This is a genomic window from Frisingicoccus caecimuris, assembly GCF_004340975.1.
GTDB lineage: Bacteria > Bacillota > Clostridia > Lachnospirales > Lachnospiraceae > Frisingicoccus > Frisingicoccus caecimuris.
Map to the genome: position 1 here is coordinate 200,197 of NZ_SLXA01000004.1, position 17,231 is coordinate 217,427.

The following is a 17,231-nucleotide window of genomic DNA, read 5'->3' on the forward strand; positions in this document are numbered from 1 at the left end:
TTCCTTACCGATCAGGTCGGAAGAATCCTGTGAAACTCCATCTTGTTCTTTTTCTTCCTGTCCTGCAGTGGGCTGCAATTCAGCAATAAGCTGTCTGCAGATCTCTTTTTGTTCTTCATCCTCCAATTCTTCCTGCCACTGCGTCAGCTGTTCCACATAACTTTGCACATGCGCCGGATCAGCTAAATCTGCCTCGATTTTCTGAATGGCATCCTCTTTGGTTTCTCCAACTTCCAAGGTGTCCTGATACTCATATGGATCAACTTCCTCAATGAAGTCCACCAAACGCCCGGCAAGGCTTGTGTTCTTCTCCTCCGGGACACGGAACCAGTCATTTTCGGTTGCCATGATTTCCGCAAAGAGCTTCTCATCCTCTGGCGTCAGCGTCTTATGCTGTTCCAGATAGGGAAGAAATACATCTCGTCCCCATTGCAGGCTCTCTAGTTTCTCACGATAGAAATCCTCGCCCTGTTTCTTCCATTCGGGAATAAATGGGCAGTTGGGGGAGAGAGAGTATTCATAGAAGTTTTTGATATGGGCAATCAGATCGCCCTCGCCATCTCCAATGTCAAATCGTCCCTCATAGTGAAAATCTTCGCCGCCGATAGTGGCCGTAATCTCAAAATCAGTCTTGTGATACCATCCAACATGATTTTCTTCCGCCTGTCTTTCCCGGTGCTGCTTCTCGTCCAAAACACCCAGAAGATAATTGCCAAGGGCAAAGCTCAAATTGGTATAGCGATCCTTCAGTTCCCGGTCATAAAAGGCGGGATGTTCCGAAAAGCCGATAGAAAATACCAAACGGTCAGGCTTTGTTTCGGCAGGTGTTTCCTTGTCCTGCATTTCTGTAATGATGACCTTGAGGTGGTCATTGGCAGGATTTTCACGGAGCTTTTCTTCAAAATCCGTCCGGCTCATTTCTTTCCCGAACAGAGGAAATTCAGGATTTTGAAGGGAAACAGCAGTTTCATCAAAGGCAGATACTTCATATTTATCTGCTCCCAGATACACCATATCTCCCTCGTGATAGAGGTAGCGGACAGGGTGAAGCTCCAGAAGTTCCTGGGAAAAGCGCCATGCATTGCTCCGGCTGTAAACGCTGACGGTCTGCCTCTGCACTTTCGTCAGAAACTCAAGCAGCTGCTGGACAGTGGCAGGCTCTGAAAGAAGCTGCTCCATCTGTTCGGCAGGAACATCAGCAAGATCGGCACGATCCACTTCTTTGAGCAGATCCTTTTCGTAATGATCCAGATCATGGATAAAATCAGACAGCCGCAAAGAAAGGGTATCTCTCTTATCCGCAGGCGGAAGCTCACGGTGAGCATCAATAAAACGCTGCCTTGCCATTTTCCGCTGTGCATCAATTTCATACTGGGGAGCTTCCACACTTTCCAGAAATTCAGGATAGTGGTCTTTTTCCTTGGCATTAAAATAGCGGTCATTTTGAATCAGTTCCCTGATCCGTTTTTCTACTTTTGACCACGAAAGTACAAGGTCGGGCTTTGTATAGGAACCATGCTTTTTAATTCCGATCCCTTTACTGTCATGCCATGTCCCGCCCTGTGTCCCATCGGGATAACTGTGCGTACCGCCGCCGGTGCCGTACTCATTTTTAAGAAAGGCAATGTTGGCTTTCTTATCCTCATGCTTCTGAAATTGACGGTAGATACGGTACTTGCCATTTTCAAAGCCGCTTCCTCTTACCAGGACAGAGTCAATATCTTCCTGTGAAACAGAAAAAGCAGAGGATTTTTCGTCCTCTGCTTCTGCAATCTGTTCGATTTGTTCCTCTACGGTAGGAAGATTGGCTGTGACTTCTTCTTCATTGGCTGTGCTTAACGGTAGATCAGTTCGTTCAGGATCAGTTCCTCCGCCTGGCTGCGGATGTTGTTCATCATTCCCACCCACTGCATCGGTGCTTTCTCTTTCAGTTCCTCCGTCACGCCCTGCTCGGCTGACAGCTGCTTCGTCAGAAGTTCCAGCCTCTGGAGCGCTGCCTGTTCCGTCTGGTACAGATGCTCGTTCAACCTGCCCTGTGTCAGAAGGTTCAGATAGGTCACTCTCTTGTGCTGTTCCAGATAATCCCGGTGCATCAATGCGTATCTGCCAAGCGGAAGTTCTGGCTCTGTCGGTAATGTCAGGTCGGGAATAAGATAATCCCCCTGACGGGTATATGTGATGTTCTCCATGATGATCGCTCCTTTCGGGTTGTTTTCTGCTTCTATCATACGAAGATTGTATTTCCTGCGCAAAGGTGCGGGATTGTGTTTTTTCTGCCACCTGCACATCCCGGATCGTTTGTGAGATTTCCCGGAGTGCCATTTCCGCAATGTCACTTGTTGCAATGCCAAGGGCGTTAATAGTGGCAGGGGTATTAAAGTTCACAATGTCCTGAAAATCCTCACGGTCAAAGTATTCGCCCGTATCCAGACCGCAGCGGCTGACCAGCATAAATGCCACACTGTTTACGGCCAGCCGCTGGTACATGACCTCAATGTTCAAATCGTCCAGTTCCTCTAAGAAACTGTCCGCTGTTACATCTTTGAGCTGTGCAAGATAGTCCTGCAGATGATCTTCCACGGCATTTTTCGCTGTTTCCATCAGGGCAGAAGCAAGATCGGTGCTTTCCAGTTCTCCAAACCTGTCAGAAAGCCGTTCCATCACAGGCTGCTCGTATCGGGTTTCCATCTGCCATATCGGAACAGGACGGCTGCCGTAATAACCTTCGTGTGTGTCTGACACATCAAAGTAATATTTCAGGGTATTCCTGCGGCCTTTGGGGTCAAATACCGCAATCCCTTTGCTGTCTTTATTTACCCAGCGCCGGAACTGTTTGTTCCAGGTTTCAATCTGTGCCACGGCAACCGCATCCGGGCGCTGTGCAAAGATTAAGAGCTGTTCGTCAAAGCGGCATTTGTAATTCCGGCAGGCAGCGGCAAGAAAGTTCTGCCATGTCTGCGGGTTCTTGGCTACCGCAATTTCTGTGCGCCGATACAGCTCGGTAATCAGCTGATACTTTGCAGCCATTTCATTTCCACCTCCTTATTGATTTTCAGGATTATTCCTTGTCCTCTCAGTCAAAAAGGAAATCACCCTGTTTGCTTTTATGCTTTTCTGTAATTCATTGATGAGCGCAATATCCGCCACGGTAATGCCCTGGATAGAGAGAATATCGTCCATTGTCATGGCGGAGATCGCTTTTTCATCGGTAAAACCAGCGTCCAGAATCTTATTGATGACTTTGACCGCTTTCTGGTTGATCGCCATTATCTATCCTCCTTATCTTTCCATTTCTTTCTGCTTTGCAGCTTTTACAGGCTGCGCTTTCTGGATGGTTTTCAAAGCATCCTTGGCCCATTGGGGCATACGCTCCGGCTTGATCTCACCAAGGACATCATACCTTTCCCAGCGGCTATGCTCGCCGGTAGCAAGGCAGGTGCCAAAGACTGCCTGACCTCTGCCGCCGGTGGCCCCGTTTCCGCCTTCCGCAAGTACAAGCTGGTAAGCAGCGTGCTGATATTCATATCGCTTCGGTTCTGCATTGATCACAACCACCTTGCCCACAATGCTTTTATTCCTCATATCAGGGATACAGTCAGCGACTGTAAAGGGGGTAGGGTCAAATTTGAATTTTTCCTGTTCGGCTCGTGTCTGTTCGATCTGTGCCTGCACACGGTCACAAAATAGCTGCATGGCTTCCAGATAATCCTCTGTGCCTACGGCTTCGGTTGGCCAGGGTGCGGAAAATGGATTGTTGTAATCGCAGTAGCAGACTACATAGGGATGTTCCGCCCGCTTATCGACACAGAAAACAACTTCTTTCTTTCCGATGTGGATACTCTGTTCCACAGTAAAGTTGCCGATCATCCTTTTCTCATCATTCATCAGCATCATCCTTTCTTTGTTTTTTCCTGTTCTGCTCGTCTAAGATCTTTCGGATACAGACATCGCAGAAAATCATTGACCTGTCCTTATATCGGGGATAGGGGCAGGTCGTACAGTCATATTTCTTCTTTTTACCGTTCACGGTCATCACTGCTTTTCTGCTTTGGGGAAGAAGGATTGTTGTAAGGCAGACGGCATTCCGTCTGATACCGCTCATTCAGTTTCTCCCTCGCCGCAGAAAGTTCATTGACATATCAGCCCCAGAAATAATCCGTTCCGTTTTTGCAATACCAGCAGACATACGGGTTCGGGGCTTTCGGGTTATGACCGATCACCAATTCCGTACTCCCGATAGTACAGCTTTCTATGATCTCATAACCGGCATTGATGCGCTTTTCTTCATTCATAGGCAGACCTCATGATTCTTTCGCATAGTTGCGATAGTCTTTTTCTCCTTTGGCCCGGACACGGCGCACATGGCTGTTGCCCGCAAGCTCCGGGTGCTTTGCCTGAAGTTTTCTCCGTATCCTGCATACGCTCTCAAAACTCGGTAAGCCAAGATATTTGTACTGGGTCATGACCTCAGCCAGAGGCATTGCCCCGGCACCTTTCAGATAGGCATTGCACACTTTCAGGTAGAGCAGCATATCATCATCCCTGGTTTCCTCTTCTTTTTTCAGAATGGCCTTGATCTTGCCCTCGATGGTTTTCAGATTTTCCATTAAATACCTCCATAAAGGAAAGGGGCGGCATGTTTTGCCGCCCCTCCACGATCACTTCTTATTTCTGTGGCGGATGTTCAGCCAGATGGCTCCGCCTGCAATGAACACAACAAGTGCGATTGCAAGGATTGTTTTTACCTCCATGCTTTAATCCTCCTTTTTCTTTTTATTCTTAAAGCCAACAAAACCTAAGACACCGGCACCAAGCACGGAAACCGCCGCCAGCCCGATCCAAAGAGCAGGATTGAAGTCGTCTCCTGTTTTCGGTGTTTCTCTCAGTTCGTTGTGCATTTCTACGGTAGCTGTTTCATCTACCTTGATGGTTACCTGCTTGTCGGCAGGCAGGATATATCCAGAAGAAACACTGTCGCTGACCTCAGATACCGTGTATTCGCCAATTCGCAGACCTTCAATGAAGATCTCACCGTTTTTATCGGTCTTAAAGGTCTGGTCATATCCGTTTGTTCCTGTCACACGGAAGGAGAAGCCCTCTACCTTTTTGTCAGAAGAAGTTTTTACGATCTTCAGAGAGCCTTTCTGCGCTGCATTGAGAAGAAGTTTTTACGATCTTCAGAGAGCCTTTCTGCGCTGCATTGATAAATCCAACACCTGCTTCATTTTCAACCGTATAGACCTTTCCATCTTCCTCAATGGACACCGGATAAACATTCTCATCAAGCAGGAATCCTTCGGGCGCTGTCTTTTCACGGACAAGATATTTTCCATAGCGAAGGTCGCTCATCTGGTAAACACCATCGCCCAGTTCGCCCATTTCTCCCAGCAGTTCATCGCCGTCATCCAGTTTTCCGTCACCGTTTTTATCTGCATAGACTTCAAAAACAGCACCGGTCAGCTTATTGTCAGGATAATCTTCATCCACCTTTGTCAGCTCGATGCTGCCGGTAATAAACTCATTGACCAGTTCAATTTCCACAACCTCTTCTACCTTGCTGATGGTTACAGGAATTTCTTCATCGGTGAGTACATAACCCGTCGGGCTTTCAATCTCACGGATGATCCAGTTTCCATATGGTACTTTGGCAAAAGAAAAACTACCGTCATCTTCCGATGTGGTAGTTGCAATCGCTGTTTCGGTTGTAAATTCCTCGGTACCGGTCTTAAAGATACCGATAAGCGCACCGCCTAAAGCATTTCCATCCTCATCGGATTTCTTTCCACTGACAGCTCCATAAATCAGATCATTTTCAATGGCTTCGCCCTCATTGGCAGTAATGGAAACGACAGCGGTTTCCTGACCGGCGTACTCAAAGACAACCGGGTATTTGGTTTCATTTTTCAGATAGGCTGCATTGGTACTGATTTCCTGTACATAATAGCTGCCCATCGGCAGGTCGCTGACTGCCTTACCGTGTCCATTCTCATCAAGGGTAATCACCTCGATCAGACCGTCAGCCGGAATGGTCGTTCCATCAGCGGCGGTCAATTCCTCGGCTGCATAAAGTCCAAAGGAAACATCAAAGATTTCGCCGTTGTTTCCAACGCCATAATCCTCATCGACTTCAAGGCTCTTGGTCAGGTCAATTTCAACTTTCTGTCTTTCGTTGTAGAAGCTGGTGGAAGTTTCTGTCACCGCTACTTCCTGACCGGCATAGACAAGCTCAACCGAGTGAATTTCTTCATTGAGAACCATACCATACGGAGCCGTGATTTCCTTTACTTCATAGCTGCCCAGATACAGTTCCTTGCTGGTTGCCGTCCCGTCTGCACCTGTGGTAATGGTATCCACAACCTCGCCCTTAGAAGCCCGAAGGGTACCATCCAGCGTATAGATGTCCTCGGCTGCGGTGATCTCATATACCGCACCTTCCAGGCTGCCGACTGCAAAAACAGGCTGATACATTCCTCCGGCTTCCGTAACAGAGCGGAACACTTCGCCGGACTTGGAAACGGTAATGGTTCCTTTCTGGGCTACGTTTTCCCTTACCACCTCAATGACGGTAATGCCGCTTTCCTCAGAAGAATCCTCCTGTACCACATCGAAATAGACAGGTTCAGAATTCAGAACATAGCCGTATGGAGCCTGTACTTCAACCAGGGAATATCCGGTTCCATACTCCAGTGTCTGCGGGGTGATCAGTTCGCCGTCTGCCGTAGTATAGAACGTGTCAATGGTTGTGACTTCCGGGTAAGTGAAAGTCATCGTTACCAGCTCGCCGTTCGGGTCATAGATCTGGAAACCGGCACCGGCATACGGGATGGTGTTGCCTGTTTCAGCGTCTTTCTTCACGATCTTGATATAACTTTCAAAGTTGGCATTGTTGATGAGATAGCGGTAAGTCTGTCCATCCGAATTGATAAACACATCAAACGGTTTCATCAGCTCACGGCCTTCCCAGCCGGATGTCTGCTTGACCGTATAGATCCCGTAGGGCAGGTCTTTTGTCTGAGCAAAACCATTCTCGTCACAAGTCAGAAGATCACGCTCACTGTCTTTGGCGTCGGCATAACTGTTTGCCGATTTCAAATAGACTTCAAATACTGCGCCTTCTTCGGGTGTTTCAATCTGGGTTTCTCCGTCATCGGTGTGTTTGATGATTGCAATTTTTCCCTTGATTACCTGTTCATTCACATCGTTGGCAGTGCTGTTCAGCTCTACGGTATAAAGCTCCGGCTCTGCCCCTACATGATGGATGGTTTCATCGAGCAGATAGCCTTCCGATGGGCTGATCTCACGGATACTCCAGTCATTGCCACACACATAATAGTCTGTGGTAAACTGTCCGTTTCCGTCTGTGGTGTAAGTGTCAATCAGTTCCTCGCCCTTATAGATGCCATAAACTGCACCGGCAAGGGAAGCATCCCCCTGGGGTGTCCCGGTTTCAGCGTCTGTCTTTGTGACAGTTACATTGAATTTTTTGAGGATGTTGGTAAAGCTGCGCTCTGTGACCTTATTCCATTCCACCGGAGCGGTCTGGCTTGCCGGAACCACATAGCGGATGGCGGTATCTACTTCCTCAAGGACATACGGGGTATTGCCGCTGATCAGGATATTTTCAAATTTTGCCACACCCTCGGCATCGGTCACAGCATACTCATCTACCGGTAAGCCGCTTAATGATGTTCCGTAAAGGTGGAACGTCACACCCTCAACCAGACTGTCCTCAGAAGTTTTTACAACCTCAAGGCTGCCTCTTTTCAGCGTATTGTTGAAGTTAACCGTGGTGGTCTTGCCGCCGATCAGCGTGATGGTCTGGGTTTCCTGTGGCTCATACTTATCAATGGACTGCTCCGTAATGGTGTAAGTGCCGGGGAACAATCCCTCCACAGTCAGATTGCCGTTTTCGTCTGTGGTAACGGTTTTGTTGAAGTTCTCGCCCTTGATCGTAAAGGAAATCCCTGCAACGACGCCGTCCTCAGAAGTCTTTTTCAGTGCGATTGTACCGGTAGGTGTCTCCACATTCAGATATGCTTTTACTGCATCTGCATTTTCTACACCGGTCACAACATCCTGCAGGCTGGGATCACCATAGGCGATCAGTTTTGCGCTGCTGCTGACCGTTGGCACATTGCTTCTTGTGGCAGTGATTCTTACAGAACCGTCAAAGGCTGTTGCGGATGTGATCGTCAGCTTATTGCCGGATTTGGACACACTCACTTTACTGTCGGATGTGGCAAAGGAATAGTCAGCAAGGACACCATTGTTATCCGTCAGTGTCATGGTGTATTTCCCGTCCTGATAGGAAAGTTCCTTTGTGATGTCATCCGCACCACCCGACATAAAACTCGGAATGGTATTGTGTTTGGACAGCTGAGAAACGATCTGGTTATACACCTCGGCAGCACCGCTGTTTGGATAATTGGAACCAAAGTGCAGGCTGTACGCTTTCTGGCTGGTCTGCTGGTAAGCTCCTGTGGACTCACGGCATCCCGTCACAAATTCCCAGACAAGGGTCTGTGTAGCAAGCCATTTCTCATCATCACTTCCCGAAAGAGAACTGCGGTTTCCCTGATAGCCATAGAGCAGGGCAAGTCCTACTGCTTTTTTCTGGCTGGAAGAAAGGGCATTCCATGTCTGAGAAGAATTTTTCTTCAGGGTATTGCCTGTTTTCAGCGGTACACCCGGCTGAATACAGAACGCATTATCGCCGTCTACATACATACGGTACTTGTAACTGCCTGTTCCGCCTGCGGTATAACCGTCAAACACTGCACTGGAGTTATAGCGCATGGCATTTCCATTCCTGTCATAAGTGAAGTCAAAGGAAATCGTGCCAATATCTCCCGCAGCAAATGCTGTTGTCGCTGGCAGCACAGAGAAGGTTGTGACCGCAGCCATGACAAGGGCCGCAGCCTTTTTGAATAATTTGGGGAATTTCATACATTACCTCCTACTTTTTGTTTGTGAGTTTCTTTACTAACCGAAAAAAGCAGTCTATAACGACTGCCAATTTTTTTCTTTCGGATAGTTTTGGTAGTAATTAGGGGGTGAGGTGTGGAGAGGGGGAAAGCAAAAATATGGCTATCCACACCAACAGGCAGACCTCGCCCTCGATGTGTGGCTATCGTTCCCGGTCTTTGTTTCGCTGCAGGTAGCGGTTGTAAAATTCCAGCGCCTTGACAACAAAATCCGATTCCCTGCCTCTGGGAACGCTCTTGGGAATGAGCTTGGAGATCCTTTCATCACGGAAAGCAGGTTTTTCCCTCTGGTTTGGCTTTTCTTCCTGCATGATCGACTGGATAACCTCATCTGTGAGTTTTCCGTCCTGCATGAACTTTTTCATTTTGATAGCCTGTGCAAGTGACGGGGTCGCATCGTTATACTGCATGGCTTCCAGAAGGGAATACTGCTGTTCATCGGACAGATAAGAGATTTCTACCGCCGGGCGAAAAGCAATCTGACGTTCATCTACCATCTGCAAAATTTCAGGAACAAGCTCGGTCAAGCGGATATAGCGGAAAATCTGATTTTTACTTTCACCAACCTTTTCGGCAAGTTCATCACTAGATTTTCTTCCTTGCAACTTGTTTCCCACTGGGGAACAAGTTAAATCTGTACGCTGTCCTTGTCGATTCATTGCTTCCAGACGCATTTTATAGGCAAAGGCTTTCTCACTTGGTAAGATCGTTGATCTTTGCAGATTGGACTCCACCATCACAATAATGGCTTCGTCACGGGTCAGTTCCTTTACCTCGCATTTCAGAGTTTCAAGCCCGGCAATCTCACATGCCTTTTTGCGCCTGTGGCCGCTGATAAGCTCATACCGCCCATCCTCTTTCAGCCGAACCGTTGCCGGGGTCATCACTCCATTTCGCTTGATGCTCTCAACAAGCTGTTCCATATCCTCATCCAGTAAAACTTTGAACGGATGATCTGGAAACTCGTCAATCTCCGCAATAGGAATGTCCCGTATCTTGCTCAGTTTGGCTTCCGCACGGCTTTCATCCGTCTGGAAAAGGTCATCGTATGCGGTCAACTCGATTTTGTGTCCGTTGCTTCTCGCCAATTTCTGCCACCTCCTTTCCTAATTGTTCATAGGCAGCGGCTACCTTTCCGCTTTTGTCATAAGCAAAAATGCTCTTTCCCTCTGCGGTAGCTTCTACCGCACGGATAGAATGGGGGATTTCGGTATCAAAAACCTTGATCCTTTGCCCGTATGCACTTTTCACCGAAGCGGTAATTTCTTTTGAAATGTTGGTGCGGGGCATTACCATTGTCATCAGGATACCGTCTATCCGCAGTTTAGGATTGATCTGCCGCTTGACCATAGAAACTGAGCGAAGCAACAGCTCCAGACCTTTCGCTGAAAGGTAGTGGGGCTGTGTTGGGATAACCACACTGTCAGCTGCCGCCAGAGCATTGATGGTGATCATGCCAAGAGAGGGCATACAGTCAATCAATACATAGTCGTAATTCTTTTTGACCTCATTCACATAGGTTTTCAAAACACGCTCACGGCTCATGGCATTGATCAGCCTGACTTCAAAGCCAGACAGCTCAATATTGGACGGAAGCAGATCCACGCCCTCATTGTGATACAGGATGCCTTTTGAAACATCAAAGGCTTTATCGTCGATAATGCTTTGCATCACCGTGGAGAGGGTTATGGGAATGTCATCTGGTCTGCTGTACCCCAGAGCCATGGTTAAGTTGGCCTGTGCATCTGCATCAATCAGCAGGACTTTCTTTCCTTGCTTTGCCAGACTGACACCCAGGTTGACTGCTGTGGTTGTCTTTCCCACGCCACCTTTTTGATTGGTCAGAGCAATCACTTTGCAATTTGACATAGGTGCGTCCTCCTTTCTTTTAGATTTAGCCGTCTTGTCAGGGCGGCTATGTAAAGTTCCCCAGAACGCAAAAAAGCCGACTGGTTTTTATACCAATCGGCTATGTAAAGCAGTATTCATTTATATGGCAAATTAAAAGATCAATCAGAATTATTTATCTGTAACCTATGATTTACATATTTTAATGTCTATCAATCTTGAACTTCTTTATGGGTGCATTGATTACCTTGAAAATCAGTTCATCCACGCAGTCCGTATATCTGCCTTGTTGGATCAACAGATTTTTCAATTCTACAAGGCTTTGAAGCAAAAGGCTTCTATCATGGCTATCCACATAAACATGAAATGTTTTTTCTCTCATACGATGCACCTCCTTACAACATCATTATACGAGAAGCGGTGTACCCCCTCAAATATGCCAGCAAAAGGACGAAATAAACTTCAAAAAAATGCCTTTTACTCGGTAACATTCGCCCATTCGATTAGCAAGGTTTTTTGCATGATTTTTCGGCAAATTAGCAGGAGAGGCAGTTTGATTAGCAAAAATCGAAAATTTTCTGCTAATCATTAGCAAGCTAATCGGTGACAAAAATCAATCGTTCGAGTTCACCATGGTCACTTCCGATTAGCAAAAATGCTTCCTGCTAATCGCTGTTTGTTATGTGTTCGATTTTTCTTGGGAAAAAGAAAACGCCGAAAACCTTGAAAAATCAACGTTTTCGGCGGAGTTTTTGGCGTCGCTAAGAGGATTTGAACCTCCGACCTACCGCTTAGGAGGCGGTCGCTCTATCCAGCTGAGCTATAGCGACATTTAGAAAATCTATATTTAATTTTACTTGCTACCGTTTTCCTTTTCCTCCGGGGTGTATGTTTCAACACTTTCTTAGGAGGCGGTCGCTCTATCCAGCTGAGCTATAGCGACATCTGAAAAATCTATTAAATTGTACTTGTAATCTGAACTCTTGTCAATCGCCTTTTTTGCTTAGGTGTATGTTATAACACTTTCTTAGGAGGCGAATGCTCTATCCAGCTGAGCTATGCCGACATATGATTTTTGGTTTACTTCGCTGACGCTCAGTGACGCGGCAGTCGCCAAAATCCTGCATAAATGCCGGATTTGTGGCTCGTTGCTTACGCACAAAATAAGGCTTTTCGGGCCTTTTTGCCTCGGGCTCGTTAACCGATTTTTTTCTATTTTCAGCCGATATTTTTTTCGGCGAAAATACTATTTGCGTCCTCTGCAGCACTTGGCAATTTCTAATCAAAATTCTCAGTACCGAATTTCCATCAACACCTGAGTACTTTTCAAAAGTTCTCAGTACAGGTCCCCCCTTAGGAGGCGGTCATTCTATCCAGCTGAGCTATAGCGACATCTAAACTTACTATACCACCTACAGGCCCATAAAGTCAACCGTTCCCTGCATCCAGACATTACCTCGGAAACGTCGTCCAGGAAGGGGCTCTCCAAGTAAATCTTCTTTATTGATGCAGATATCAAATATCAGGTTATTGCATTCCAGTGACAAAATATAAATGGACTCTTCCGTCAGGGAATTCTTTACTGTTTCCACACTGAGAATATCCCCCATAATAGAGTACTGATCATAAGCAATGCCATAAGGCATAAAATAGGACTCCACGATTGTCAAAACGTCTTCTTTTTTTGACCGTCGGCTGATGGTCGCATACAAATCAATATCTTCCAAAGTCAGACTTTCTATGGCATCCTGATCTCCTTCCCGGGCTGCGGCAATCATTCGATCCCGATTGATGCTTTCATCCCTTTTGCGGCGCACATCCTCTTCGGTTTTCATCAAAGGCAAAATTACCTTTCCCGAAACAGATAAACCAGTCAAATACATGGGCGCATAAAATAAAGAGCCTTTATGAAATTCTGTATAATCAATGAAATCAGCCATATTCAATAATTGAAAAATGAGAGAAACTCCAACCTTCACATTATCACAGATTCCCGCATAAGCATCTCTATCTGACTGTTTTTCAATCGTAACTTCATCCTTTAATGTCGGATTCTTCGCTTTGAAATAAGGAAAATAATATCCAACATGAAATTGGCCGTTTTCATCGTATTCTCCGCGGACACTTATCCCCATACGGTCTGCAAACTCCTTAACTTTTTCACCAAAAACAGCTTCTTCATCCGTAGCTGAAGATACATACTCTGAGGTTGGACGCAACATGACCAGATTTAAAATATCCCTGACATCTTTATTCTTTTTTATGTTACTGAAACCAATTGCCCGCAAGTAATCGTGCATCTCACCCTCCGTTTTATGTTACCTTTTAAGGTGCATATTTGAATAAATATGCACCTTGTTATTTCTTAGGATTCTTTATTATTTAATAACTTCCATGCCGCCCATGTAAGGAATCAAAACATCCGGAACACGGATGCTTCCGTCGGCCTGCTGATAATTTTCCATAATAGCTGCGGTTGTCCGGCCGATGGCCACACCACTTCCGTTTAATGTATGAACATATTTAGCCTTATCCTTTACGCCATCTTTATATTTTATATTCGCACGGCGTGCCTGGAATTCCTCAAAATTACTGCAGCTTGAAATTTCTACATAGCGGCCATAACTTGGCATCCATACTTCAATATCATATTTCATAGCGGCTGTAAAACCAAGATCGCCGATACAAATTTTAACAACACGGTAAGGCAGACCAAGACGCTGTAGTACATCCTCTGCATCTCTTGTAAGTTTTTCCAATTCCTCATAAGAATCTTCCGGTTTTGTAAATTTAACCAGCTCAACCTTATTAAACTGATGCTGACGGATCAGACCACGAGTATCTCGTCCGGCCGAACCAGCCTCTGCACGAAAACATGCCGTATAAGCAACATGTTTTATTGGCAATTTAGAACCATCCAAAATTGTTTCACGATACATATTGGTTACAGGAACTTCCGCTGTAGGAATCAGAAAATATTCTTTTCCATCACCAGTAACTTTATAAGCATCCTCTTCAAATTTAGGAAGCTGACCGGTTCCGATCATACTGTCACGGCTAACCATAAATGGTGCAAAAATTTCTTCATAACCATGTTCTTTTGTATGAATATCCAAAAAGAAATTCATAATGGCACGTTCAAGTCTTGCACCGGCATTACGATAAAATGTAAAACGGGCACCGGTTGTCTTTGCTGCAGTTTCTGGATCCAAAATTCCCAGATCTGCTCCTAAATCCCAATGGGCCTTCGGCTCAAAATCAAATTTTGTAGGTTCACCAAAACGGCGGATTTCTACATTATCTTCATCCGAATTACCTGCAGGAACTGTCGGATTTGGAATATTAGGAATTGTCAACATGTAAGCATTCAATTCAGCATCCACAGCGCTTACCTGGGCATCCAGAAGTTTAATGCTTTCAGAAAGCTTCTTCATCTCTTCCATAACTGGTGCAACATCTTGTCCAGCTTTTTTCATCTGCGGAATTTTTTTTGATTCTACATTCTGTTTATTCTTTAACTGCTCTACTTCAGCCAGAAGTTGTCTTCTCTTTTCATCCATAGATTTAAATTTTGATAAATCGAAATCCTCATTTCGAGTAGAAAGGGCTTTTTCGACTTCTTCAAAATTGTTTCTTAATAATTTAATGTCAAGCATGTTTTTTCCTCCTCTTTGGAAATCATTTATACATTATATAATAGGCATATCCTTTTTACAACTTAATATACCACAAGTTTCCCAAAATTTCCAGCACTTTATAAATCATATAATGCATATTTATTCATATCATTCGTTGACATAAAAAAGGCAGTTACCAAAGTATCTGCCTTTTTATTTCTATTTACTCATTTCCCATGCCGTACTGTTTTGCCTGTTCCAGAGCTTCTGCTTCCTCATCACCTAATGGAATATAGGACTCGCCTTTAATAATTTCTTTAATATAATTGTAACAGCCATCCTTACTGTGAATGGAATTAATTATAAAGCCATCATCCCTGTCATTTAATAATGCACAAGCAAAACTAAGTTTTCCACCCATTTCTTTAAATGCATCATATTTCACGATACCCATTTTTTGATAAGAACGTCCCATGCTTTTTTCAAGCCGGGTAATGCGATCATTTAAGCTATCATTGACATCTGTAATTTTATTTAAAGACTGCATTTTATTTTGCAATGCTTCATCCAATGATTTTGCACCACGTCCGCCCCGCATGAATGCTCTGTACTTTTTATCTAGTTGATTCTGTTTTCTATGTAAGGTATATATGTATATAAGCATTAAAAGCATAAGAATAAACATGCCTATGATTAAAATACCCGGGTCAAAACTCAATCCTGCTAAAATCTTACTCTCCATATTATCCCACCTGCTTTACTGATTCTATTAAATCAATAATCCTTTCCAGTTCATCATTTGAGTAGTATTCAATTTCAATTTTTCCTTTTTTATAGTTTCTGCTGTGGATGGCTACCTTCGATCCAATGACAGATTTCATTCGTTCTTCCAATTGATGGTAGATTGTTTCCATTTGCGAGAAGTCTTCTTTCTTCTCTACTCTTTTTTCTTCTTCCTTTTTTATATGTTCCCGAACCAGTTTTTCCGTCTCACGTACACTCATCTTATTGTCAAATATAAGCATAGCCGTTAAATATTGTTCTTCCTTATCTTCAATAGCCAAAAGTGCTCTCGCATGACCTCCACTGATCATCTCGTCAATTACCATCTGCTGAACTCTTTCATCAAGTTTTAAAAGTCTTAAAGCATTTGTTACCGCTGTTCTGCTTTTCGAAACTCTCTGAGCAGCTTCATCTTGTTTTAATCCAAATTCTTCAATAAGTTTCTGATAAGCCTGTGCTTCTTCTATTGGATTTAAATCCTCTCTCTGGAGATTTTCCACAATAGCTATTTCCATAGATTCCTTTTCGCTATATTCTTTGATAATCACAGGAACCTCTTTAAGCCCGGCAATTCTTGCGGCTCTCCACCGCCGTTCGCCGGCAACGATTTCATAATACTTTCCTTTGTTCTTAACTATGATTGGTTGTATTAATCCAAACTGCTTAATCGATTCAGATAATTCCTGCAAAGCATCTTCATCAAAATTCTTTCTTGGCTGTAATTGATTTGGCTCAATCTCATCAATCCGCATAAGCTGTTCTACGGGTTTTTCCACAACCTTTTCAACTTCAACGATTTTCTCTACAATTTTTTCAACTGGCTCTTCAACAACTTTTTCTTTTTCAGTTTCCCTTTTTACCGATGGTGAAATTAATGCATCAATTCCCTTTCCAAGCCCACCTTTTTTTCGTGCCGCCATTACATTTACTCATTCCTTTCGCTTTTAGCTATTATTTGTTCATCTGATACTGAATAACTTCCTCAGCAAGCAAACGATAGGCCTCAGCGCCTGATGAACGTGTATCATACATATTAATTGGCATTCCATAACTTGGTGCCTCTGCCAAACGAACATTCCTCGGAATTATCGTTTTATAGATATTTCGATTTAAATTTTCTTTTACATTTTCGACAACCTGTAAGGACAAATTCGTCCGGCCATCAAACATTGTAAATACAACGCCTTCTATTTCTAAATCAGGATTTAATCGTTCTTTAATCAACTCAATTGTATGTATTAATTGGCTTAATCCCTCCAAAGCATAATATTCACATTGGATTGGCACCAATACAGTATCTGATGTTGTCATTGCATTAATAGTGAGAAGATTTAAAGAAGGTGGGCAGTCAATCACAATATAATCATAGTTGTCTCTCAGTAAATTAATTTTTTCTTTTAAAAGAAACTCTTTGTTTTCTATAGAAATCAATTCTACTTCCGCTCCGGAAAGATTTATATTGGATGCAATGACATCCAACCCTTCCATGACCGAAGTATAAATGCATTCATCTGTAGATACTTCTTCCAGAAGTAATTCATAAACCGTATTTTCTACCTGATTTTTATCAATTCCTAATCCGCTGGTAGTGTTTCCCTGTGGATCCATATCAATCGTTAATACTTTTTTTCCAAGCTCAGCTAAACTGGCCGATAGATTGATCGATGTTGTTGTCTTTCCAACGCCACCCTTTTGATTTGCAATTGCTATTATCCGCCCCATATCATTCCTCTTTTCATACTTTATCGCACGCAGTCTGACAGCGTGCGCCCATGCGGAGCATCTGACATACGGTATGCCCGGATGGGTATACTTTATCGCACGCAGCCTGACAGCGTGCGCCCATGCGGAGCATCTGACATACGGTGTGCCCGAATGGGTATACTAATTCATCTTCTACTTTTAACAGTATACCACTTCATGCTAAGTTAATCCAGAGAAAGAAATATGAAAATTCTGTAAAACAAGAGGATGTTTCACGTGAAACATCCTCTTGATA

Annotated in this window: 14 protein-coding genes, 1 tRNA gene and 2 pseudogenes; all 17 read right to left on the reverse strand. The window is 44.3% G+C overall.

The features are described 5' to 3' along the window. Window positions 1-507: 507 nt before the first annotated feature. Window positions 508-1,347, reverse strand: a pseudogene (locus EV212_RS14040) (LPD25 domain-containing protein); the annotation flags it as partial. Between the two features lie 488 nt (window positions 1,348-1,835). Continuing rightward, window positions 1,836-2,288, reverse strand: a complete 453-nt coding sequence (locus tag EV212_RS13935) for a TnpV protein (protein ID WP_306812216.1) — start codon at window positions 2,286-2,288, stop codon at window positions 1,836-1,838. Between the two features lie 754 nt (window positions 2,289-3,042). Further along, complete coding sequence (locus tag EV212_RS06440) at window positions 3,043-3,267, reverse strand: hypothetical protein (protein ID WP_003433202.1); 225 nt, start codon at window positions 3,265-3,267, stop codon at window positions 3,043-3,045. A 12-nt stretch (window positions 3,268-3,279) separates the two neighbouring features. Then, on the reverse strand, window positions 3,280-3,885 hold the full coding sequence (locus tag EV212_RS06445) for a hypothetical protein (protein ID WP_165873322.1): 606 nt from the start codon (window positions 3,883-3,885) through the stop codon (window positions 3,280-3,282). After that, on the reverse strand, window positions 3,878-4,102 hold the full coding sequence (locus tag EV212_RS13475) for a hypothetical protein (protein ID WP_165873311.1): 225 nt from the start codon (window positions 4,100-4,102) through the stop codon (window positions 3,878-3,880). Before EV212_RS13475 ends, EV212_RS06445 begins: the two co-directional genes overlap by 8 nt. A gap of 37 nt (window positions 4,103-4,139) precedes the next feature. Beyond that, on the reverse strand, window positions 4,140-4,292 hold the full coding sequence (locus EV212_RS14085; RefSeq protein WP_243115490.1) for a hypothetical protein: 153 nt from the start codon (window positions 4,290-4,292) through the stop codon (window positions 4,140-4,142). A gap of 9 nt (window positions 4,293-4,301) precedes the next feature. Beyond that, entirely contained in the window at window positions 4,302-4,607 is a 306-nt protein-coding gene (locus tag EV212_RS06455) for a hypothetical protein (RefSeq protein WP_132090570.1), read from the reverse strand. Window positions 4,608-4,754: 147 nt separating this feature from the next. After that, window positions 4,755-8,946: pseudogene (locus EV212_RS06460) on the reverse strand (SpaA isopeptide-forming pilin-related protein). A gap of 181 nt (window positions 8,947-9,127) precedes the next feature. Further along, complete coding sequence (locus EV212_RS06465) at window positions 9,128-10,072, reverse strand: ParB/RepB/Spo0J family partition protein (protein ID WP_132090573.1); 945 nt, start codon at window positions 10,070-10,072, stop codon at window positions 9,128-9,130. Further along, complete coding sequence (locus EV212_RS06470) at window positions 10,026-10,853, reverse strand: ParA family protein (RefSeq protein WP_132090576.1); 828 nt, start codon at window positions 10,851-10,853, stop codon at window positions 10,026-10,028. The genes EV212_RS06465 and EV212_RS06470 overlap by 47 nt, the downstream gene beginning before the upstream one ends. Before the next feature lie 181 nt (window positions 10,854-11,034). Then, window positions 11,035-11,214 (reverse strand): hypothetical protein, encoded by a 180-nt coding sequence (locus EV212_RS06475; RefSeq protein ID WP_132090579.1) that lies wholly within the window; start codon window positions 11,212-11,214, stop codon window positions 11,035-11,037. A gap of 371 nt (window positions 11,215-11,585) precedes the next feature. After that, window positions 11,586-11,662 (reverse strand) — tRNA-Arg (locus tag EV212_RS06480). Between the two features lie 582 nt (window positions 11,663-12,244). Further along, window positions 12,245-13,132, reverse strand: a complete 888-nt coding sequence (locus EV212_RS06485; RefSeq protein WP_132090582.1) for a DUF3881 family protein — start codon at window positions 13,130-13,132, stop codon at window positions 12,245-12,247. A 78-nt stretch (window positions 13,133-13,210) separates the two neighbouring features. Continuing rightward, the gene (gene serS, locus EV212_RS06490; protein ID WP_132090585.1) at window positions 13,211-14,488 is read right to left on the reverse strand and encodes a serine--tRNA ligase; all 1,278 of its coding nucleotides are present in this window, start codon (window positions 14,486-14,488) and stop codon (window positions 13,211-13,213) included. A 184-nt stretch (window positions 14,489-14,672) separates the two neighbouring features. Then, on the reverse strand, window positions 14,673-15,191 hold the full coding sequence (locus EV212_RS06495) for a DUF4446 family protein (RefSeq protein WP_132090588.1): 519 nt from the start codon (window positions 15,189-15,191) through the stop codon (window positions 14,673-14,675). A 1-nt stretch (window position 15,192) separates the two neighbouring features. Further along, window positions 15,193-16,152 (reverse strand): ParB/RepB/Spo0J family partition protein, encoded by a 960-nt coding sequence (locus EV212_RS06500; RefSeq protein WP_132090591.1) that lies wholly within the window; start codon window positions 16,150-16,152, stop codon window positions 15,193-15,195. Window positions 16,153-16,183: 31 nt separating this feature from the next. Next, window positions 16,184-16,954, reverse strand: a complete 771-nt coding sequence (locus tag EV212_RS06505; protein WP_132090594.1) for a ParA family protein — start codon at window positions 16,952-16,954, stop codon at window positions 16,184-16,186. Window positions 16,955-17,231 lie beyond the last annotated feature (277 nt).